Annotated in this window: 23 protein-coding genes; 15 read left to right on the forward strand and 8 right to left on the reverse strand. The window is 61.0% G+C overall.

What is annotated here, in order from left to right; genetic code table 11:
• The first annotated feature begins 91 nt into the window (after positions 1-91).
• Together ACTWLJ_RS10405 and ACTWLJ_RS10410 are read left to right on the forward strand one after the other, a co-directional pair.
• Positions 92-976 carry a sugar nucleotide-binding protein gene (locus tag ACTWLJ_RS10405; RefSeq protein WP_401215399.1) on the forward strand — a complete coding sequence of 295 codons (885 nt, stop codon included), beginning with the start codon at positions 92-94 and terminating at the stop codon, positions 974-976.
• Positions 969-1,898, forward strand: coding sequence for an NAD-dependent epimerase/dehydratase family protein (locus tag ACTWLJ_RS10410; protein WP_445180751.1), 930 nt, complete (start codon positions 969-971; stop codon positions 1,896-1,898). Before ACTWLJ_RS10405 ends, ACTWLJ_RS10410 begins: the two co-directional genes overlap by 8 nt.
• 170 nt (positions 1,899-2,068) lie before the next feature.
• Here the strand turns inward: ACTWLJ_RS10410 and ACTWLJ_RS10415 are convergent, their stop codons facing one another.
• The 5 genes from ACTWLJ_RS10415 to ACTWLJ_RS10435 all read right to left on the reverse strand — a co-directional run bounded on the left by ACTWLJ_RS10415 (position 2,069) and on the right by ACTWLJ_RS10435 (position 6,251).
• On the reverse strand, positions 2,069-2,767 hold the full coding sequence (locus ACTWLJ_RS10415) for an OmpW/AlkL family protein (RefSeq protein ID WP_401215403.1): 699 nt from the start codon (positions 2,765-2,767) through the stop codon (positions 2,069-2,071).
• 233 nt (positions 2,768-3,000) lie between these two features.
• Positions 3,001-3,519: a DUF3299 domain-containing protein gene (locus tag ACTWLJ_RS10420; RefSeq protein WP_401215404.1), complete on the reverse strand. Its 519-nt coding sequence runs from the start codon at positions 3,517-3,519 to the stop codon at positions 3,001-3,003.
• A gap of 11 nt (positions 3,520-3,530) precedes the next feature.
• On the reverse strand, positions 3,531-4,796 hold the full coding sequence (locus tag ACTWLJ_RS10425) for an ABC transporter permease (protein ID WP_401215406.1): 1,266 nt from the start codon (positions 4,794-4,796) through the stop codon (positions 3,531-3,533).
• Between the two features lies 1 nt (position 4,797).
• Entirely contained in the window at positions 4,798-5,508 is a 711-nt protein-coding gene (locus tag ACTWLJ_RS10430; RefSeq protein ID WP_445180752.1) for an ABC transporter ATP-binding protein, read from the reverse strand.
• 140 nt (positions 5,509-5,648) lie between these two features.
• Positions 5,649-6,251, reverse strand: coding sequence for a DUF2796 domain-containing protein (locus ACTWLJ_RS10435; protein ID WP_445180753.1), 603 nt, complete (start codon positions 6,249-6,251; stop codon positions 5,649-5,651).
• 135 nt (positions 6,252-6,386) lie between these two features.
• On the opposite strand from ACTWLJ_RS10435, the gene ACTWLJ_RS10440 reads away from it, so the two are divergent.
• Positions 6,387-6,743 (forward strand): hypothetical protein, encoded by a 357-nt coding sequence (locus ACTWLJ_RS10440; protein ID WP_445180754.1) that lies wholly within the window; start codon positions 6,387-6,389, stop codon positions 6,741-6,743.
• Positions 6,744-6,822: 79 nt separating this feature from the next.
• On the opposite strand, the gene trxA is transcribed toward ACTWLJ_RS10440, so the two are convergent.
• The 3 genes from trxA to ACTWLJ_RS10455 all read right to left on the reverse strand — a co-directional run bounded on the left by trxA (position 6,823) and on the right by ACTWLJ_RS10455 (position 8,994).
• On the reverse strand, positions 6,823-7,695 hold the full coding sequence (gene trxA / locus ACTWLJ_RS10445; RefSeq protein WP_445180755.1) for a thioredoxin: 873 nt from the start codon (positions 7,693-7,695) through the stop codon (positions 6,823-6,825).
• Positions 7,696-7,879: 184 nt separating this feature from the next.
• Positions 7,880-8,533: a class I SAM-dependent methyltransferase gene (locus tag ACTWLJ_RS10450; RefSeq protein WP_401215420.1), complete on the reverse strand. Its 654-nt coding sequence runs from the start codon at positions 8,531-8,533 to the stop codon at positions 7,880-7,882.
• Positions 8,530-8,994 (reverse strand): YbaY family lipoprotein, encoded by a 465-nt coding sequence (locus tag ACTWLJ_RS10455; protein ID WP_445180756.1) that lies wholly within the window; start codon positions 8,992-8,994, stop codon positions 8,530-8,532. Before ACTWLJ_RS10455 ends, ACTWLJ_RS10450 begins: the two co-directional genes overlap by 4 nt.
• A 128-nt stretch (positions 8,995-9,122) precedes the next feature.
• Here ACTWLJ_RS10455 and nrdR point away from each other — a divergent pair, with 128 nt between their 5' ends.
• From nrdR to ACTWLJ_RS10515, 12 genes are all read left to right on the forward strand, one after another.
• Positions 9,123-9,587, forward strand: coding sequence for a transcriptional regulator NrdR (gene nrdR / locus ACTWLJ_RS10460; protein WP_007910946.1), 465 nt, complete (start codon positions 9,123-9,125; stop codon positions 9,585-9,587).
• A complete protein-coding gene (ribD, locus tag ACTWLJ_RS10465; RefSeq protein WP_445180757.1) occupies positions 9,584-10,717 on the forward strand; it encodes a bifunctional diaminohydroxyphosphoribosylaminopyrimidine deaminase/5-amino-6-(5-phosphoribosylamino)uracil reductase RibD in 1,134 nt (377 codons plus the stop codon). The genes nrdR and ribD overlap by 4 nt, the downstream gene beginning before the upstream one ends.
• 47 nt (positions 10,718-10,764) lie before the next feature.
• A complete protein-coding gene (locus ACTWLJ_RS10470; RefSeq protein WP_401215430.1) occupies positions 10,765-11,430 on the forward strand; it encodes a riboflavin synthase in 666 nt (221 codons plus the stop codon).
• Between the two features lie 16 nt (positions 11,431-11,446).
• Positions 11,447-12,538 (forward strand): bifunctional 3,4-dihydroxy-2-butanone-4-phosphate synthase/GTP cyclohydrolase II, encoded by a 1,092-nt coding sequence (gene ribBA / locus ACTWLJ_RS10475; protein WP_025109536.1) that lies wholly within the window; start codon positions 11,447-11,449, stop codon positions 12,536-12,538.
• A gap of 91 nt (positions 12,539-12,629) precedes the next feature.
• Positions 12,630-13,106, forward strand: coding sequence for a 6,7-dimethyl-8-ribityllumazine synthase (ribH, locus tag ACTWLJ_RS10480; RefSeq protein WP_003228649.1), 477 nt, complete (start codon positions 12,630-12,632; stop codon positions 13,104-13,106).
• Positions 13,103-13,603, forward strand: a complete 501-nt coding sequence (gene nusB / locus ACTWLJ_RS10485; protein WP_445180758.1) for a transcription antitermination factor NusB — start codon at positions 13,103-13,105, stop codon at positions 13,601-13,603. Before ribH ends, nusB begins: the two co-directional genes overlap by 4 nt.
• A gap of 19 nt (positions 13,604-13,622) precedes the next feature.
• Positions 13,623-14,588 carry a thiamine-phosphate kinase gene (gene thiL / locus ACTWLJ_RS10490; RefSeq protein WP_445180759.1) on the forward strand — a complete coding sequence of 322 codons (966 nt, stop codon included), beginning with the start codon at positions 13,623-13,625 and terminating at the stop codon, positions 14,586-14,588.
• Positions 14,585-15,088, forward strand: coding sequence for a phosphatidylglycerophosphatase A family protein (locus ACTWLJ_RS10495; protein ID WP_003228639.1), 504 nt, complete (start codon positions 14,585-14,587; stop codon positions 15,086-15,088). The genes thiL and ACTWLJ_RS10495 overlap by 4 nt, the downstream gene beginning before the upstream one ends.
• A gap of 46 nt (positions 15,089-15,134) precedes the next feature.
• Positions 15,135-15,872, forward strand: coding sequence for a substrate-binding periplasmic protein (locus ACTWLJ_RS10500; protein WP_445180760.1), 738 nt, complete (start codon positions 15,135-15,137; stop codon positions 15,870-15,872).
• Between the two features lie 254 nt (positions 15,873-16,126).
• The gene (ribA, locus tag ACTWLJ_RS10505) at positions 16,127-16,744 is read left to right on the forward strand and encodes a GTP cyclohydrolase II (protein WP_401215444.1); all 618 of its coding nucleotides are present in this window, start codon (positions 16,127-16,129) and stop codon (positions 16,742-16,744) included.
• A complete protein-coding gene (locus ACTWLJ_RS10510) occupies positions 16,741-17,160 on the forward strand; it encodes an MFS transporter (protein WP_445180761.1) in 420 nt (139 codons plus the stop codon). The genes ribA and ACTWLJ_RS10510 overlap by 4 nt, the downstream gene beginning before the upstream one ends.
• Positions 17,160-17,960 (forward strand): cobalamin-binding protein, encoded by an 801-nt coding sequence (locus ACTWLJ_RS10515; protein ID WP_445180762.1) that lies wholly within the window; start codon positions 17,160-17,162, stop codon positions 17,958-17,960. Before ACTWLJ_RS10510 ends, ACTWLJ_RS10515 begins: the two co-directional genes overlap by 1 nt.
• Positions 17,961-17,964: the final 4 nt, after the last annotated feature.

Genomic DNA, 17,964 nt, shown 5'->3' on the forward strand with positions numbered 1-17,964 from the left:
AAAATGCAACGATTCCGGCAATTATCGACGATGGCGCCACAAGCGCTGTCGCCAAAGCCATCGTTCCAACCAGACTGGGCCTGCTGACTCTATGCGAATGCGCCTTATGTTACTGGGCGGCGGAAATGCCCTTGGGCAGGCGCTGATTCGCCTCGGTGCGGAAGAAGACATCGGTTTCCTCGCCCCCCGCCCGCCCGAAGACGGCTGGGATGCCGCGAGCCTGACGCAACTGCTCGACGACACCCGTCCTGATGCGTTGATCAACCTTGCCTACTATTTCGACTGGTTCCAGGCCGAAACGGTCAGCGAAAGCCGTCTGGCCGGGCAAGAGCGCGCCATCGAGCGTCTGGCCGAACTGTGCCAGCATCACAACATCGTCCTGGTGCAGCCTTCCAGTTATCGGGTGTTCGACGGCTCGCGCGCGACCGCCTACAGCGAAAAAGATGAACCGGTGCCACTTGGCCTGCGTGGTCAGGCGTTGTGGCGCATCGAGCAAAGCGTGCGTGCGACGTGCCCGCAGCATGTGCTGTTGCGTTTCGGCTGGCTGCTCGACGACAGCGCCGACGGCACGCTCGGGCGTTTCCTCGCTCGCGCCGAACAGCCGGACGAACTGTTGCTGGCCGATGATCGCCGGGGCAATCCGACCCCGGTCGACGATGCGGCGCGAGTGATCATCTCGGTGCTCAAGCAACTCGATTGCGCGGCGCCGCTGTGGGGCACTTACCACTACGCCGGCCACGAAGCGACCACACCGCTGGCGCTGGGACAGGCAATTCTCACCGAAGCGCGCAGCCTGCATGAGCTGGCCATCGAAGCACCGACCGCTCAGGCTCACGCCGCGCGCCCGGACGCTGCCGAAGAGCCACAACACGCGGTGCTCGCCTGCAAGAAAATTCTGCACACATTCGGGATCAAACCGCGCGCCTGGCGCGCCGCACTCCCGGGCTTACTGGATAGGTTTTATCGTCATGGTTGATGGTCCTGTTTTAATCACCGGCGGTGCCGGTTTCATCGGTTCGCACCTGACCGACGCGTTGCTGGCCAATGGTCATTCGGTGCGGATTCTTGATGATCTGTCGACCGGCAAACGCAGCAATCTGCCGCTGGACAATCCCAAGGTCGAACTGATCGTCGGCGATGTTGCCGATGCTGCGCTGGTGGCACGGGCGATGCTCGGTTGCAGCGCGGTTGCGCATTTGGCCGCCGTGGCTTCGGTGCAGGCATCGGTGGACGATCCGGTGAAGACGCACCAGAGCAATTTCATCGGCACCTTGAATGTCTGCGAAGCCATGCGCCAGGCCGGGGTCAAGCGTGTGCTGTTCGCTTCGAGCGCGGCGGTATACGGCAACAACGGCGAAGGCGAGTCGATTGACGAGGACACGCCAAAAGCACCGCTGACACCGTATGCCTCGGACAAACTGGCCGGTGAGCATTACTTCGATTTCTACCGTCGCCAGCACGCGCTGGAACCGGTGATTTTCCGTTTCTTCAACATCTTCGGCCCACGGCAGGACCCGTCCTCGCCGTACTCCGGGGTGATCAGCATTTTCAGCGAACGCGCGCAGAAGGGCTTGCCGATCACTGTATTTGGTGACGGCGAACAGACGCGTGATTTCCTCTACGTCGAAGATCTGGTGCAGATTCTGGTTCAGGCGCTGGAAAAGCCTGAAGTGCAAATCGGCGCGGTCAATGTTGGCTGGAACAAGGCGACGAATCTCAAGCAGATGCTTGAGTCGCTGCGTGCGGTAGTCGGTGAGTTGCCGCCGATCAGTTATGGTCCGGCACGCTCCGGTGACATCCGCCATTCGCGGGCGAACAACAGTCGCTTGATCGAGCGCTTCGACCTGCCCCAGGAAACGCCGATGAGTGTCGGGTTGGCGCGACTGCTCGGCAAATAAGCTTTTCGCAGACATGAAAAAGGCGCCTTTTGACAGGCGCCTTTTTCACGGCCGGAATTTGTCGCTATCCCTGTGGCGAGGGGATTTATCCCCCGTTCGACTGCATTGCAGTCGCCGTCAGTATCAAGCCTGCTCACCCAAAGCCTCATTCACCACCACGCGAATGTTCCTTAGAACTTGTAGCCCAGACCGACCATGTACACAAATGGATCGACATCAACATTCACTTTGGCCCGAGTGCCCTGGGCCACGGCGTTGTTGTCGACAGTGGCGCGGGTATCGATGTCGATGTAGCGCACCTGGGCGTTGAGCATGATGTTGTCGGTCAGCATGTAGTCCGCGCCGACCTGCCATGCCAGACCCCAGGAGTTTTTCGCCTTGAAGTTGCTGAAACCGTTGGCCTGCGCTTCGCTGCCGACGTGCTCGTCGTAGATCCAGGTGTAGTTGATACCGCCGCCGACGTAGGGCTGGAACGGCGATTTCGAATCCAGCGGGTAGTACACGACGCTGAGGGTTGGCGGCAGGTGTTTCAGGGTACCGAGTTTGCCGTTGGCAGCTGGCAGCGCGGTGCCTTTGATTTTCACGTCATGCTCGAACGGAGTGGCCGCCAGCAACTCGATACCGATGTTGTTGGTGAGCATGTAAGCGAAGTTGAGACCCAGCTGGGTGTCGCTGCTCATTGTCGCCTTGCCGCCCAGATTGGTGCCGCTCAACGGACCCTGATCGACCTTGACGTTGGAGCTGTCGGCCTTCGGGTTGACGGTGATCGCACCGGCGCGGATGAGGATGTCACCGGCTTCGTGGGCGTGGGCGAGAGGGGCTGCGAGCGCAAGGGCAAACAGCGAGGCGCTGAGCAAGGACTTGTTCATGGGGGCTCCAGAGGACGTTAAAAATTTCTGATGTCCTATGGTACGAAGCCAACTGATACGGTCTTTTGACTCAGCTCAATGAAACACTCATCCCTGCAGGTTTTGTGGAACCTTGGCCGGCCCCATCGCCAGCAGGCTGGCTCCCACAATGGATCTGTGTCTGAACCCAAATCCCCTGTGGGAGCTAGCCTGCTAGCGATGACAATCGATCAAACAACACAGAACCGACAGATTCACTCCTGCAATTCATACACATAAATCTTGTCCGCCTCCATCTGATACCCGGCATCCGCCAGTTCACTGCTGGACGCCTTGACCTGCAACGGCCCTTCAACCCAGTACGGCTGATACAGCTCATCAAGCTTCACGCCGACTTCGCTTTTCACATGCACGATCTGGTTCGACGGCGGTGGCGGCACATGGATGCACGCGCCGAAATACGGCACCAGCAAGAAGTCCGTGGTACGGCCTTCTTCGCTGACTTCCAGCGGCACGATATAACCCGGCAGGCGAATGTTCTGCCCGTCGAGGCTCTGCACCACCGGCGCATCGGGCAGGTCCTGTTTCGCAGCCGGCGCGGCTTCGGCGGACAGCGCATCGCCCATCTTCGACATGTCGTGCAGCGGCGTCATGTTCGGCACTTCGGGGGCGGCGTCCGGCGGAATCATCTCCGACCAGGTCAGATCTTTTGGCGCCGCTGCCCACACGGGCAGGGCGACCAGCAATAACAGCGCGAGTACAGCGCGGGGCATGGTGAACATCCTCATAAACGGATCGACAAGCCGTCGGCCAACGACTGGCGATACGCACGCCAGGCCGGCACGCTACCCATCAGCAGCGCGGCCGCCAGAATGCCACCGAGCAGCGTCCATTCATACTCGCTCGGCCAGGCCAGCGGCAGAAACAGACCGTAGTTGGCCTGCACGTAACCCTGCGCAGCAGCGATGCCGATATACAACAACGCCAGCCCGGCGATGACACCGGTCAGCGCCAGAGCGAAAGCTTCCAGTATCAACAGACTCGCGATGTGCCACGGTCGCGCGCCGACCGAGCGCAGAATCGCCATCTCGCGGCGACGTTCATTGAGGCTGGTGAGAATCGCCGTAAGCATGCCGATCAACCCGGTCAGCACCACGAACAGCGAGACCACGAAGAGGGCTTTTTCGGCGGTGCTCATCAGGCTCCACAACTCCTGCAACGCCACGCCCGGCAGAATCGCCAGCATCGGTTCGCCACGGAACTCGTTGATCTCGCGTTGCAGGGCGAAGGTGGAAATCTTGCTGTTGAGGCCAAGCATGAACGCGGTAATCGCTTGCGGCGTCAGGTCCATGTTGCGCGCCTGATCAGCGCTGATCCGGCCTTTGCCCTGCGCCGGCACGCCGTTGTGCCAGTCGATATGGATCGCTTCCATGCCGCCGAGGCTGATGTGCAGCGTGCGATCCACAGGGGTGCCGGTGCGCTTGAGAATACCGACCACGGTGAACGGTTTGTCGTCGTGTTTGACCAGACTGATCACCGCCACACCGTGGGCCAGCACCAGTTTGTCGCCGAGCTTGTAGTGCAGCGCATCGGCGACTTCGGCACCGAGCACCACTTCGAACGGATCGGTGGCGAAGGGGCGACCGTCGGCCAGTTCCAGATGTTGCTGGCGACCGTACTGGTAATGCTCGAAATAGGCTTCGGTGGTGCCCATCACGCGGTAGCCACGATGGGAGTCGCCGAGGGACATCGGGATCGCCCACTTCACTTTCGGGTTGGCGGCGAAGTGTTCGAAGCTGTCCCAGCGGATGTTGTTGGTGGCGTTACCAATGCGGAACACCGAGTACAGCAGCAGGTTCACCGAACCCGAGCGCGCGCCGACGATCAGGTCGGTGCCACTGATGGTGCTGGCGAAACTGGCTTTGGCCTCGGTGCGCACCCGTTCGACGGCGAGCAGCAGGCACACCGACAGGGCGATGGCGAATGCGGTTAGCAGGGCGGTGAAGCGGCGGTTAGCCAGGCTAGCCATGGCCAGACGGAACAAATACATCTCAGACCTCGGCAGACGTGGCGGCGCGATTGAGCTCGGCCAGGGACAGATGACGGTCGAACAGCGGCGCAAGGCTCTGGTCGTGGCTGACGAACAACAAGCTCGATCCTGCCTCGCGACATTCGGCGAACAGCAGCCGAATGAAGTTTTCCCGGGCGTCGTAATCCAGTGCCGAAGTCGGTTCGTCGGCGATCACCAGTTCCGGTTGGCCGATCAACGCCCGCGCGGCCGCGACGCGTTGTTGCTGACCGATCGACAGTGAGTCGGCGCGGCGGCTGAGGATGCTTTCGTCCTTCAGACCCAAATGGGCGAGCAGGGTGGCGGCGGCTTGATCGACACTGCCGTGGCGCTGTTTGGCGCGCTGGGCCCGCAGCTTCGAGAAGTGGCAAGGCAGTTCGACGTTCTCGCGTACCGAAAGAAACGGCAGCAGGTTGAACTGCTGGAAGATGTAGCCGGTGTGATCAACGCGAAAAGTATCGCGGGCGCCGGCACCGAGTTCGGTCAGTTCCTGGCCGAGCAGGCGGATGCTGCCGCGATCCGGTTTCTGCACGCCGCCGAGCAAGCCGAGCAGGGTGGTCTTGCCACTGCCGCTGGGGCCTTTGAGAAACAGGGTTTCGCCGGGTTCGAGGCGAAACGCCGGGATGTCCAGCAGTTGCGGGTGACCGGGCCAACTGAAGCCCAGGTCGGACAGTTCGATGAGTGCTTGAGTCATGGCGCCGATTTCAAGAGTTGAACATGCAACCCCTGTGGGAGCGAGCTTGCTCGCGAAAGCGCTGGATCAGCCGACATCGATAGTGACTGGTCGATAGCATTCGCGAGCAAGCTCACTCCTACAGGGGTTCTTCAGTGAGTTTAGAACTTCAGGGCAGCAGCCTTGGCCGTGACTTCCGTACCTTGCTGACCGTTCGGGCTGATCAGTTGTACCTGAATTTTCTGGGTCGCCGGGAAGGTATTGAAGATGTTCGCCAGATCCAGCGTCTTCAGTGCACCCGGAGTGGCGCAGGTGAATTGGTAGTGCGCGTGGATTTCGCTGTGCTCGTGGTGATGCTCTTCACCAGCCTTGGCCGGTTGGTCGTGGTCATCATCGTCATGATCGTCGGCATCCGGCTTGTCGCCGAACAATGGACTTTCCAATTCCTGGCTGGATACTTTGCAACCAGCTGCGGCGGGCAGGTTGAACAGCGCCAACGGCTTCTCCAGTTGGGCGCGAGCAGCGGCGACCTTGGCTTTGTCGGCATCGCTGGTGGCGGCGTGTTCGAAGCCCACCAGGTTCATCGCCGGGCTTTCCAGCTCCAGTTCCAGGGTCTGGCCGTCGAGCGCTGCATTGAGGCGGCCGACGCCATGTTCGTGGGCGCCGAGGCTGCCGTGTTCATGATCATGGTCGTGCTCATCGGCGGCGTGGGCGATGGCCAGCGGCAACAGGGCAAACGGCAAAGCGAGCAGCAGACGACGCATGGCGGTCTCCGGGAAGTAAAGTGAAGAGTTTGTTATGTAATCTTATAACGAAAGTGCGCAGAGTTTGCCCGCCTGCTTGGCGTTGCACAAGTCCCATGGGAGCATGTAGGTCAGAAATGTGCAGGAGCGAAGCTAATGTTGCGGATACGCGGAACCGTCGGCGACTTGCCGGTGGATTTGACTTTGGAACTGGATGACAGCGATTGGGCACGGCTCGGTTCGGCACTGGGTGCGCAGACGCCAACCGCTCAAGCTGAGACTGCTGCGACGCCAGCGGCGAAACCGCTGAATCAGGACGATGCGTTGTGGCAGGTCGCCAAGGATTTGCTGCGCAAGGCCGGACAACTCAGCGGGCCGGATCTGCTGGAACAGCTTGAAGGACTGACCGGCAGTGCGGCAGCGGGCAAGCGCTTGCTGGTGCGCTTGCGCCATTCGACGCAAGTCAAAGTCGCCAGTGGTGGGGATACGCCGCTCTACAGCTGGATCGAATAGACAGCAAAAGATCGCAGCTTTCTACAGGGAAATGCATTCCAAAGTAGGAGCTGCGGCACGCTGCGATCTTTTGATCTTCTTAATAAAGCGCCGCAAACAGCTTGCGTCGGTACACCGTCACCAGCGGATGATCATTGCCCAACAGCTCAAACACCTGCAGCAAGGTCTTGTGCGGCAAGCCTTCGCTGTAGCTGCGATTGCGGATGAACAGCTTGAGCAATGCATCCAGCGCCGCTTCGTATTGCTGGCGGGCCAGTTGCTGGATTGCCAGCTGATACAGCGCTTCATCGTCTTGCGGATTTTGCGCCAGACGACTTTTCAGGTCGGCGGCGTCCGGCAGATCCTTGGCCAGACCGAGGAACTTGATTTGCGCCTTGGCCCCGGCCAGCGCGGCTTTGTGCTCATCGCTCTTGACCGCATCGAGCACGGCTTGCGCTTCGCCCAGTTCACCGCGCTCGGTGAGGCAGCGGGCGTAAAGGATCAGCGCTTTGGCGTTGGTGTTGTCTTCATTGAGCAGCACCACCAGCGTGGCTTCGGCGTCCGCATAGCGGCCTTCATCGAACAGCGCCTGCGCCTGTTCGAACGGATCGGCAGCGACTGGCGGTGGCATCTGCACATGCGGTTCGAGCAAGGCGCGCACGGCGGATTCCGGTTGTGCGCCGGCAAAACCGTCCACCGGTTGACCGTCCTTGAACAGCACCACGGTCGGCAGGCTGCGGATGCCGAAGCGCGAAACGATGTCCGGCTCGACGTCGCAATTGACCTTGGCCAGCAGCAATTCACCCTGATAGCTCTCGGCGATGGTTTGCAGCATCGGCATCAGCGCCTTGCACGGGGCACACCATTCGGCCCAGAAATCCACCAGCACCGGTTTTTGGAAAGAAGCCTCGATCACCGACTGATCGAAGTCGGCCGTCGTGGCGTCGAAAATGTACGGCGTTTGCTGACTCATGGGGGATCTCGTAAAAGCGTGGATGGGGCAACTATACGGCTTGGCGGGGTGTGGCCGGAAGCGGCGCAGGTTTGAGAGGGCTGTCGCCAGGCAGGACGCCTTCGCCAGCAGGGCTGGCTCCCACAGGGGATTTGTGAACGACACAGATCCAATGTGGGAGCCAGCCTGCTGGCGATGCTTTCAGCTAACGCCGCGCATGGTAGAGGCTGACATAGCGAAACTCTTCCGGCTCGGCCAGATCCGGCAGCGTCATCGCCTCAAGCATTTCAATGCGCCGATACAACGGATGACGAAAATCCCGCACCCGCGAATCCGCCACCAACGCTTCCCGGCCTCGGCTGAGGAAAGCATCCAGCAATGGCAGATTTTCCCGGTCATACAACACGTCTGCCACCAGGATCAGATCAAAGCGATCCGCCTCGGCGAAGAAGTCCGTCGAATAACCCATCTGCACATCATTGAGTTCGGCATTCGCCCGGCACGCGGCAATCGCCAGAGGATCGAGATCACAAGCCACCACCTCCAGCGCACCGGCCTTCACCGCAGCAATCCCGGCGATCCCGGAACCGGCGCCGAAATCCAGTACCCGTTTGCCCCGGACCCACTCCGGAAACTGCGCCAGATAGCGCGCCACCGCCAGACCGCTGGCCCAGCAGAAGCTCCAGTACGGCGGCTCGTGCAGAATCCGCCGGGTTTCATCGGGGCTGAAGGCGCGATCCATGTTGTCGCCGTCGATCAGCCATAGCTTCAGATCGGTGTCCGGCAGCGGGCAAGCCACCAGCCGGGCATCGCCGAGCAATTCACCTAATGCCTGTTGCAGGTCGAACGGTGCATTCATGGTGCTTTGACGAATTGCAGCTGTCCCAGCGCCTGGGTGGTCGGCTGAGTGATGGTCTGCGACGGCAGATGCAGGATCAACTGACCGGACTGGCTGGCGCGACCACGCAATTCAACGCGGGCACCGGCCGGAAAGGCTTCCGGGTTGAAACGCAGGCGGAACGGCAGAATCTGGTTGTTGCCGATCAGGCTGGAACTGGCGAGCAATTGTTGCGGACGATCCTTTTCATCGATCACCAGCAACGCCAGTTCGACTTCGGCACCGGCCGGCACGCCTTGCAGGGTGCCACTCAGTTCACGTTGATAGGCCGGCAGCGGGCCAAGATCAGCGGCCTCTTTGGCTTTTTTCTGCGCCTGTTGCGGCGCCGGGCCCGGGGTTGGCGGCTGCGGCTTGGGTTTGTCGCTGCCGCAGGCCACCAGCAGGCTGAAAAGACTGAGCAAAATGAGCGGACGTAACGGCATTGGCTGCTCCAGCAAAATGAAATCCATGGATCAAACGATCATGCCAGTCTGTATACCGCAAACCCTATGGCTTGTCTTGCCACCGGGATGCGCTACCATGGCCCTCCCTTTTTTTGTTGCCAGCCACCATGCACTGTCCCTTCTGCGGTGCCAACGACACCAAGGTCATCGACTCGCGTCTGGTCGCCGAGGGCGAACAGGTGCGCCGCCGGCGTGAATGCCTGGCCTGCGGCGAACGTTTCACGACATTCGAGACCGCCGAACTGGTGTTGCCGCGCCTGATCAAAACCGATGGCAGCCGCCAGCCGTTCGACGAAGAAAAACTCCGCGCCGGCATGCAACGCGCCCTGGAGAAACGTCCGGTAAGCGTCGAGCGCCTCGAATCCTCTCTGGTTCACATCAAGCACAAGCTGCGCGCTACTGGCGAGCGCGAGGTCAAATCCCTCGTGGTCGGCGAACTGGTGATGGCCGAGCTGCAAAAGCTTGATGAGGTCGCCTATATCCGCTTCGCTTCGGTGTACAAGCGCTTTCAGGATCTCAACGAGTTCCGCGAAGAGATCGACCGCCTCGCCCGCGAACCGGTGAAAGAATGACCACTGCCGCCGAGCAGGCGATCCTCGACGCCCACTTCATGGCCCGTGCGCTGGAACTGGCGCGCAAAGGTCACTTCACCACGCACCCCAATCCCCGGGTTGGCTGCGTGATCGTGCGGGACGGGCAGATTGTCGGCGAAGGCTGGCATGAACGCGCCGGCGAACCGCATGCCGAAGTCCACGCCTTGCGCGCTGCCGGTGAACTGGCCCGGGGCGCGACCGCTTACGTCACCCTTGAACCTTGCAGTCACCATGGGCGTACGCCGCCGTGCGCCGATGGGCTGGTGAGTGCCGGTGTCGGGCGGGTGGTTGCGGCGATGCGTGATCCGAATCCACAAGTGGCCGGCCGTGGTTTGCAGCGTCTGGCGGATGCCGGTATCGCCACCGAAAGCGGCGTGCTGGAAAGCGAAGCGCGCAAGCTCAATCAAGGCTTCCTCAAACGCATGGAACACGGCTTGCCGTTCGTGCGAGTCAAGCTGGCGATGAGTCTCGACGGTCGCACGGCGATGGAAAGTGGCGAGAGTCAGTGGATCACCGGGCCTGCCGCACGTTCCGCGGTGCAGCGACTACGCGCACAGGCCAGCGTAGTGCTGACCGGTGCCGATACGGTGCTGGCCGACGGCGCGCGGTTGACCGTTCGCGCTGAAGAACTGGGCCTCGATGGCGAGCAAACCGCACTGGCCATGAGTCGTCCGCCATTGCGGGTGCTGATTGACGGTCGCCTGCGGGTGCCGCTGGATGCGCCGTTCTTCAAGGCCGGCCCAGCGCTGGTCGCGACTTGCGTTGCGGTCGAAGAACAATACGCCAATGGCCCGGAATGCCTGATTGTGCCGGGTGATGACGGTCAGGTCGATCTGCATCAGTTGCTGATCGAATTGGCCAAGCGTGACGTCAACGAAGTACTGGTCGAGGCCGGTCCGCGCTTGGCGGGCGCTTTTGCTCAGCTTGGGCTGGTCGATGAGTTTGTGATCTTTATTGCCGGCAAGTTCCTCGGCTCCACGGCGCGTCCTTTGCTGGACTGGCCGCTCGCCCATATGAAGGATGCGCCGGAACTGAAAATCAGCGAAATTCGCGCCGTGGGCGATGACTGGCGAGTCACTGCCATCCCTGTCCATTCGGCGAGCGTATAATTCCCGGCCATCGCTATTGCGCTGGCCTTGTTCTCAAGGAGAACCCCATGTTTACCGGCATCATTGAATCCATCGGCAGTATCCGTGCATTGACCCCCAAGGGCGGCGATGTACGCGTGCATGTCGAAACCGGCAAGCTCGACCTGAGCGACGTCAAACTCGGCGACAGCATCGCGGTCAACGGCGTATGCCTGACCGCGGTTGAACTGCCGGGCGACGGCTTTGCCGCTGACGTCAGCCGCGAAACCCTCGACTGCACGGCCATGAATGACCTGAAAAGCGGTAGCCCGGTCAATCTGGAAAAAGCCCTGACCCCGACCACCCGTCTCGGCGGGCATCTGGTCAGCGGTCACGTTGATGGCGTCGGCGAAATCGTTTCCCGTGCCGACAATGCCCGCGCTGTGGAATTTCGCATCCGCGCGCCAAAAGACCTGGCCAAGTACATCGCCCATAAAGGCTCAATCACCGTCGATGGCACCAGCCTGACCGTGAACGCGGTCGATGGCGCCGAATTCATGCTGACCATCATTCCGCACACTCTGAGCGAAACCATCATGGCGTCGTACAAGCCAGGTCGCCGGGTGAATCTGGAAGTCGACTTGCTGGCGCGTTACCTCGAGCGCCTGTTGCTCGGTGACAAGGCTGCAGAGCCAACCTCCGGCGGCACCATCACTGAAAGCTTTCTGGCCCAGAACGGCTACCTCAAATCCTGACTCAAGGGGGTGCCTTGTGGCGCTCAATAGCATCGAAGAACTGGTTGAAGACATCCGCCAAGGCAAGATGGTCATCCTTATGGATGACGAAGACCGCGAGAACGAAGGCGACCTGATCATGGCCGCCGAATGCTGCAAGGCCGAACACATCAACTTCATGGCCAAGCACGCCCGTGGCCTGATCTGCATGCCGATGAGCCGCGAACGCTGCGAACTGCTGAAGCTGCCTCTGATGGCGCCGCGCAACGGTTCCGGGTTCGGTACCAAGTTCACCGTTTCCATCGAAGCAGCCGAAGGCGTGACCACCGGCATCTCCGCTGCTGACCGCGCGCGCACCGTGCAAGCGGCTGCCGCCAAAGACGCCAAGGCTGAAGATATCGTCAGCCCGGGCCACATCTTCCCGCTGATGGCTCAGGCCGGCGGCACCCTGGCGCGTGCCGGCCACACCGAAGCCGCGTGCGATCTGGCGCGCATGGCCGGTTTCGAGCCGAGCGGTGTGATCTGCGAAGTGATGAACGACGACGGCACCATGTCCCGTCGCGCTGAGCTGGAAGCTTTCGCTGCTGAACACAACATCAAGATCGGCACCATCGCCGACCTGATTCACTACCGGATGATCCACGAACGTACCGTTCAGCGGATTGCCGAGCAGCCACTGGACAGCGAACTGGGCCAATTCAACCTGGTGACCTATCGTGATTCCGTGGAAGGCGACGTGCACATGGCCCTGACGCTGGGCACGGTCTGCGCCGAAGAGCCGACGCTGGTTCGTGTACACAACATGGACCCGCTGCGCGATCTGCTGATGGTCAAACAACCGGGCCGCTGGAGCCTGCGCGCCGCCATGGCTGCGGTTGCCGAGGCGGGCAGCGGTGTGGTGCTGTTGCTCGGTCACCCGCTCGATGGCGACGTATTGCTGGCGCATATCCGCGAAACCGGCGATCAGGCTGCGGTGAAAAAACCGACCACTTACAGCATCGTCGGTGCCGGTTCGCAGATCCTGCGTGACCTCGGCGTACGCAAAATGCGCCTGATGTCGGCACCAATGAAATTCAACGCCATATCCGGTTTCGATCTGGAAGTTGTAGAATACGTGCCCTCCGAATAATGACCGGCTGTTTGCGGCCTTGAATTCGCGGCAAATAAATCACTGAGGGACGCGTAACACACGCGTCCCGGCTCTTTAAGAGATCTGACGAATGACCCTGAAGACCATCGAAGGTACCTTCATCGCCCCTAAAGGCCGCTACGCTCTAGTAGTAGGCCGTTTCAACAGTTTCGTGGTTGAAAGCCTGGTCAGCGGTGCAGTTGATGCCCTGGTTCGCCACGGCGTGAGCGAAAGCGACATCACCATCATCCGCGCACCTGGCGCCTTCGAAATTCCGCTGGTTGCGCAGAAAGTCGCTCAGAAGGGCGAGTTCGCGGCAATCATCGCCCTGGGTGCGGTCATTCGTGGCGGTACTCCGCACTTCGAATACGTGGCAGGCGAATGCACCAAGGGCCTGGCCCAGGTGTCCATGGAGTTCGGCGTTCCGGTCGCTTTCGGCGTCCTGACCGTGGATTCCATCGAGCAAGCCATTGAACGTTCCGGCACCAAGGCCGGTAACAAAGGTGCTGAAGCTGCCCTGTCCGCTCTGGAAATGGTCAGCCTGCTGGCACAGTTGGAGGCCAAGTGATTAGCGACGAAAGCGATCGTTTCAACCCGCGCGATCCACGTCCAGCGGACGCCGGCAAGCCTTCGAAAAGCGAAAAGCGCCGGGCTGCCCGTCAGTTGGCGACTCAAGCGCTGTACCAGCGCCACATGGCCGGTACTTCGCTGAACGAAATCGAGGCGCAGTTTCGCGTCGACAACGATTTCACCTTTGCCGATGCCAGCTACTTCCACGACATCCTGCACGGTGTTCCGGCCAGCCTGACCGAGATCGACACTGCGTTGACGCCGTGCCTGGACCTGACCATCGAAGAGCTGGACCCGGTTGAACTGTGCGTGCTGCGCCTGTCCACCTGGGAACTGCTCAAGCGCGTCGACGTGCCGTACCGCGTGGTGATCAACGAAGGGATCGAACTGGCGAAAGTCTACGGTTCCACCGACGGTCACAAGTTCGTCAACGGCGTGCTCGACAAGCTGGCCCCGCGCCTGCGTGATGCTGAAGTGAAGGCGTTCAAGCGCTGAAACGCGCTTGATACTTCAAATGGGCGAGTTTGAGCTGATCCGTAATTTCTTCGCCGCCGCGCCTTGTGCGCAGGGCGGCGAGGGCGTTGCACTGGGGATCGGCGACGACTGCGCCTTGCTGGCGGTTCCCCCCGGGGAACAGCTGGCGATTTCTACCGATACGCTGGTGGCCGGTGTGCATTTCGCCGACCCCTGCGATCCGTTTTTGCTGGGTCAGCGTTCGCTGGCCGTAGCTGTCAGCGATCTCGCTGCCATGGGCGCCACGCCCATCGCCTTTACCCTTGCCCTGACTGTACCGACGGTGACCGCCGATTGGCTGCAAGCCTATGCCCGTGGTTTGAACCGCATGGCGCAGAGCTGCGGTGTGGCACTGGTGGGCGGTGACACCACGCGTGGGCCGCTGAGCCTGACCATGACCGTGTTCGGTCGCGTCCCGGCCGGGCAAGCACTGACCCGCAGCGGCGCGCAACCCGGCGACTTGCTGTGTGTTGGCGGAGAGCTGGGCAACGCCGCCGGTGCTTTGCCGCTGGTGCTCGGCCAGCGCGAGGCCGACACTGAGATTGCCGAGCCGCTGCTCAATCATTACTGGTCGCCACAACCGCAACTCGGCCTCGGTCAGGCGTTGCGCGGCAAAGCCACTTCAGCGCTGGATATCTCCGACGGGTTGCTCGCCGACTGCGGGCACATTGCCTTGGCATCGAAGGTGCGACTTGAGGTCGAGCGCGAGCGTGTGCCGTTGTCGGAAGCGCTGGTCGCCTTTCTCGGTCAGCGCGGTGCTGAACGTGCGGCGTTGAGTGGTGGCGATGATTACGTGCTGGCGTTTACCCTACCGTCCGTCGAGTTGCCGGCATTGCTCGCCGATGGCTGGCCGATCCATGTGATCGGGCGGGTGGCGCAGGGCCAGGGTGTGGTGCTGCTGGATCGCGAAGGATTGGACATCACCCCGCAAATCCGGGGTTATCAACATTTTCAGGAGTCACCGTGACAGATCACCCGAAACAGGTTCCGGCCGAATTCGTTCCGCCGTCGGTCTGGCGCAATCCCTGGCATTTTCTCGCGTTCGGTTTCGGTTCGGGCACCTTGCCGAAAGCGCCGGGCACGTGGGGTTCGTTAGTTGCGCTACCCTTTATTCCGTTGTGGCAGATGTTGCCCGACTGGGGTTACTGGCTGATGCTCGGCATCACCATGCTGTTCGGCTTCTGGCTGTGCGGCAAGGTCGCCGACGATCTGCGAGTGCATGACCACGAAGGCATCGTCTGGGACGAGATGGTCGGGATGTGGATCACCCTGTGGCTGGTGCCGGAAGGCTGGTACTGGTTGCTCGCGGGTTTCCTGATGTTCCGCTTCTTCGACATCCTCAAGCCATGGCCGATCCGCTGGATCGACCGGCATGTACATGGCGGCGTCGGCATCATGCTCGACGACGTGCTGGCGGGCGTGTTCGCCTGGCTGGCGATGCAGGGACTGGTGTGGATTTTCGCCTGATCCGTCACGCCGGATGAGTGAGCGGGGTTAAGTGAGGGGACTAGGGATGGCTCGACGCTGGCTGATGCTTCTGCTGTTTGTGTTGCTTGGCCCTGTGGCCAGCGCGCAGGAAGCCGTGCCCGCGCCGTCGGTCATCCATCTGGCCAGTGAGGACTGGCAGGATTACACCGCTGCCGATGGCCATGGACTGGGTTGGGACGTGCTGCGCAAGGTGTTCGAGCCAGCCGGGGTCAAACTGGATATTCGCACCGAACCCTACACGCGCTCCGTAGGACTGGCCGAACGTGGCGAAATCGACGCCTGCGTCGGCTCCTATCACGAAGAGGCCAGCGACTTGCTCTATCCGCGCTGGAACTTCGACACCGACCACATCTACGCCCTCGGGCTTGCCAGCAATCCGGCGCCGACCCCGGAAACCCTCGGCAGTTATCGACTGGCCTGGGTGCGCGGTTACGACTATCAAGATTATTTGCCCAACGTGAAGAGCTACAACGAAGTCGTCCGGCGCACCGGGATTTTGTCGATGCTGACCCACAACCGTGCGGACTATTACATCGATGCGCTGACCGAAATCGATTACGTGATCAGCAGGGCCAGGGAACCTGAACAGTTTCGCAAAACTCACATCGCTGAATTGCCGCTGTACCTGTGCTTCGCCGATACACCGCAAGCCCGTACGTTGATGGCGCTGTTCGATCAGCGCATGGAGTTGTTGGTGAAGAGCGGCGAGCTCAAGCCGATCTTTGAGCGCTGGAAACAACCATATCCATTTGAACAATACTGATCACAGATTTTTGTACCAAAAGAGCCCCCTGTGGGAGCGGGCTTGCCCGCGATAGCGGTGTTTCAATCGCCATATTTTTTGCTGATCCACCGCAATCGCTGGCAAGCCAGCTCCCACAGAGACCTCAATTGTCAGGATTGTCATCAAACTTTTTGATCGTTATGGCCGATAATTCAGCCTAAGCGCCTGCAGGAACCTGCTGTTACAATGCCGGCCAGCGAATCTTCAGACTTTTTTAGATCAGGAGCACACCGGTGCCTGTCGTTTTTGTCGCCGCTTCCAAGCTGCCAACGCCTTTTGCGCAATTCACCATGCACGGTTTTCTCGATGAAGCCACCGGCCGCGAGCACGTTGTGCTGAGCCTGGGTGATTTTGCCGATGGAGCCCCGGTTCTCGGCCGTTTGCACTCCGAGTGCCTGACCGGCGACGCCTTGTTCAGCCAGCGCTGTGATTGCGGCTCGCAACTCGAAGCCGCCCTCAAGGCCATCGCCCGCGAAGGCCGCGGCGTGTTGCTGTACCTGCGTCAGGAAGGTCGCGGCATCGGTCTGCTGAACAAGATCCGCGCCTACGAATTGCAGGACGGCGGCGCCGACACCGTGGAAGCCAACGAGCGTCTGGGCTTTGCCGCCGACCAGCGTGACTACGCCATGTGCCTGCCGATGCTTGAGCATCTGGGCGTGAAGTCTCTGCGTCTGATGACCAACAACCCGCGCAAGGTCAAAGCCTTGACCGACATGGGCATCGTGGTCGCCGAGCGCGTGCCGCTGCACACCGGGCACAACCCGCACAACAAACTGTATCTGGCGACCAAGGCTAGCAAGCTCGACCACATGATGGGCAACGAGCATCAGGGCGAGGCAGACCGGGCGTGACGCGCGGTCAGGTGCGGCGCCGTCTGGCAGTGGCCTGGTGGAAATACCTGGCGCTGGCGCTGGTGCCGCTGTTCGTTCTCAATGCGCTGTTTGGTCAGACTGATGCGATCCTGCCGGTGCTGGCGATGCCGCTGTTCATTGCCGGCGTGGCCTCGATGTTTGTCAGCCTGAAGTTCTTCGGTCGCTACAAACATGCGTTGATCGCCACGCAAAAAGCCCTCGATACCGCAGAAGAGCCTGCAGCCTGGATCGCGCTGGCGGCGACTCGCCGGACGGCGTTTCTTGCAGCGGCGCTGCCGGCATGGATCGGCGCGCTGGCGGTGTTCGTCGGCCTCGAAGCGGTGCCGCTGATGTTGCTGGCGCTGTCCACGGCGGTGCTGTTCTATCTCTATCGTATCCCGCGTCAACTCGGCTGATGCGCCGTCTGTGGCTGGCGCTTCTGCTGCTGGCCGTCTCGGCTCCGGTGCTGGCGAGCCTGCGGGTGGTCAGCCTCGCGCCGTCGCTTTCTGAAATTGTCGTTGAGCTGGATTCCGCCGATTTGCTGGTCGGGGTGCTGGATGCCGGTGAGCGTCCTGCGGCCATTCAAAATGTGCCGTCAGTCGGGCGTTATGGTCAGTTGGACATGGAGCGCCTGCTCAGCCTCAAGCCTGACTTGCTGCTGCTTTGGCCCGGCAGTGTCGGCCCGGCGCAGCGTGATCAGCTCAAGCGATTGAGCATTCCTACCTTTGTCGCCGAACCGCATAGCCTCGAACAACTCAGTGCGCAGATTGAAACCATTGCGGTGCAGCTTGGACGTGCCGAGCGGGGCGTGAAACTGGGGGGCGATCTGCGGCAGAAACTCGATGACTTGCGCCAGCGCTATCACCGCGACACGCCGTTGCGGGTGTTCTATCAAGTCTGGGATCAGCCGCTGTACACCGTTGGCGGTGGGCAGATCATCAGTGATGCGCTGGAAGTCTGCGGAGCACGGAATGTCTTCGCCGACCTGACCTTGCCGGCGCCTCAGGTCAGCGTCGAAGCGGTGTTGCAGCGTAATCCGGAAGTGATTCTGGCCAGCGATCAGGCGCAACTCAATGCGTGGAAAGCCTGGCCGCAAGTGGCGGCGGTGACGCAACATCAGTTGTTGCTGGTCACCGACAAAGGTCTAGAACGCCCAAGCGGCCAAATGATCGAAGCAACCGCCAAGCTCTGCCACTTGATCGCACCTGACAAATAATCTG

The sequence above is a fragment of the Pseudomonas sp. McL0111 genome (assembly GCF_052567255.1).

Bases quoted from the DNA above. Each gene is read 5' to 3' on its own strand.
- ACTWLJ_RS10405 (WP_401215399.1), top strand. From the start codon at position 92: ATGCGAATGCGCCTTATGTTACTGGGCGGCGGAAATGCCCTTGGGCAG.
- ACTWLJ_RS10410 (WP_445180751.1), top strand. From the start codon at position 969: ATGGTTGATGGTCCTGTTTTAATCACCGGCGGTGCCGGTTTCATCGGT.
- ACTWLJ_RS10415 (WP_401215403.1), bottom strand. From the start codon at position 2,767: ATGAACAAGTCCTTGCTCAGCGCCTCGCTGTTTGCCCTTGCGCTCGCA.
- ACTWLJ_RS10420 (WP_401215404.1), bottom strand. From the start codon at position 3,519: ATGCCCCGCGCTGTACTCGCGCTGTTATTGCTGGTCGCCCTGCCCGTG.
- ACTWLJ_RS10425 (WP_401215406.1), bottom strand. From the start codon at position 4,796: ATGTATTTGTTCCGTCTGGCCATGGCTAGCCTGGCTAACCGCCGCTTC.
- ACTWLJ_RS10430 (WP_445180752.1), bottom strand. From the start codon at position 5,508: ATGACTCAAGCACTCATCGAACTGTCCGACCTGGGCTTCAGTTGGCCC.
- ACTWLJ_RS10435 (WP_445180753.1), bottom strand. From the start codon at position 6,251: ATGCGTCGTCTGCTGCTCGCTTTGCCGTTTGCCCTGTTGCCGCTGGCC.
- ACTWLJ_RS10440 (WP_445180754.1), top strand. From the start codon at position 6,387: ATGTTGCGGATACGCGGAACCGTCGGCGACTTGCCGGTGGATTTGACT.
- trxA (WP_445180755.1), bottom strand. From the start codon at position 7,695: ATGAGTCAGCAAACGCCGTACATTTTCGACGCCACGACGGCCGACTTC.
- ACTWLJ_RS10450 (WP_401215420.1), bottom strand. From the start codon at position 8,533: ATGAATGCACCGTTCGACCTGCAACAGGCATTAGGTGAATTGCTCGGC.
- ACTWLJ_RS10455 (WP_445180756.1), bottom strand. From the start codon at position 8,994: ATGCCGTTACGTCCGCTCATTTTGCTCAGTCTTTTCAGCCTGCTGGTG.
- nrdR (WP_007910946.1), top strand. From the start codon at position 9,123: ATGCACTGTCCCTTCTGCGGTGCCAACGACACCAAGGTCATCGACTCG.
- ribD (WP_445180757.1), top strand. From the start codon at position 9,584: ATGACCACTGCCGCCGAGCAGGCGATCCTCGACGCCCACTTCATGGCC.
- ACTWLJ_RS10470 (WP_401215430.1), top strand. From the start codon at position 10,765: ATGTTTACCGGCATCATTGAATCCATCGGCAGTATCCGTGCATTGACC.
- ribH (WP_003228649.1), top strand. From the start codon at position 12,630: ATGACCCTGAAGACCATCGAAGGTACCTTCATCGCCCCTAAAGGCCGC.
- thiL (WP_445180759.1), top strand. From the start codon at position 13,623: ATGGGCGAGTTTGAGCTGATCCGTAATTTCTTCGCCGCCGCGCCTTGT.
- ACTWLJ_RS10500 (WP_445180760.1), top strand. From the start codon at position 15,135: ATGGCTCGACGCTGGCTGATGCTTCTGCTGTTTGTGTTGCTTGGCCCT.
- ACTWLJ_RS10515 (WP_445180762.1), top strand. From the start codon at position 17,160: ATGCGCCGTCTGTGGCTGGCGCTTCTGCTGCTGGCCGTCTCGGCTCCG.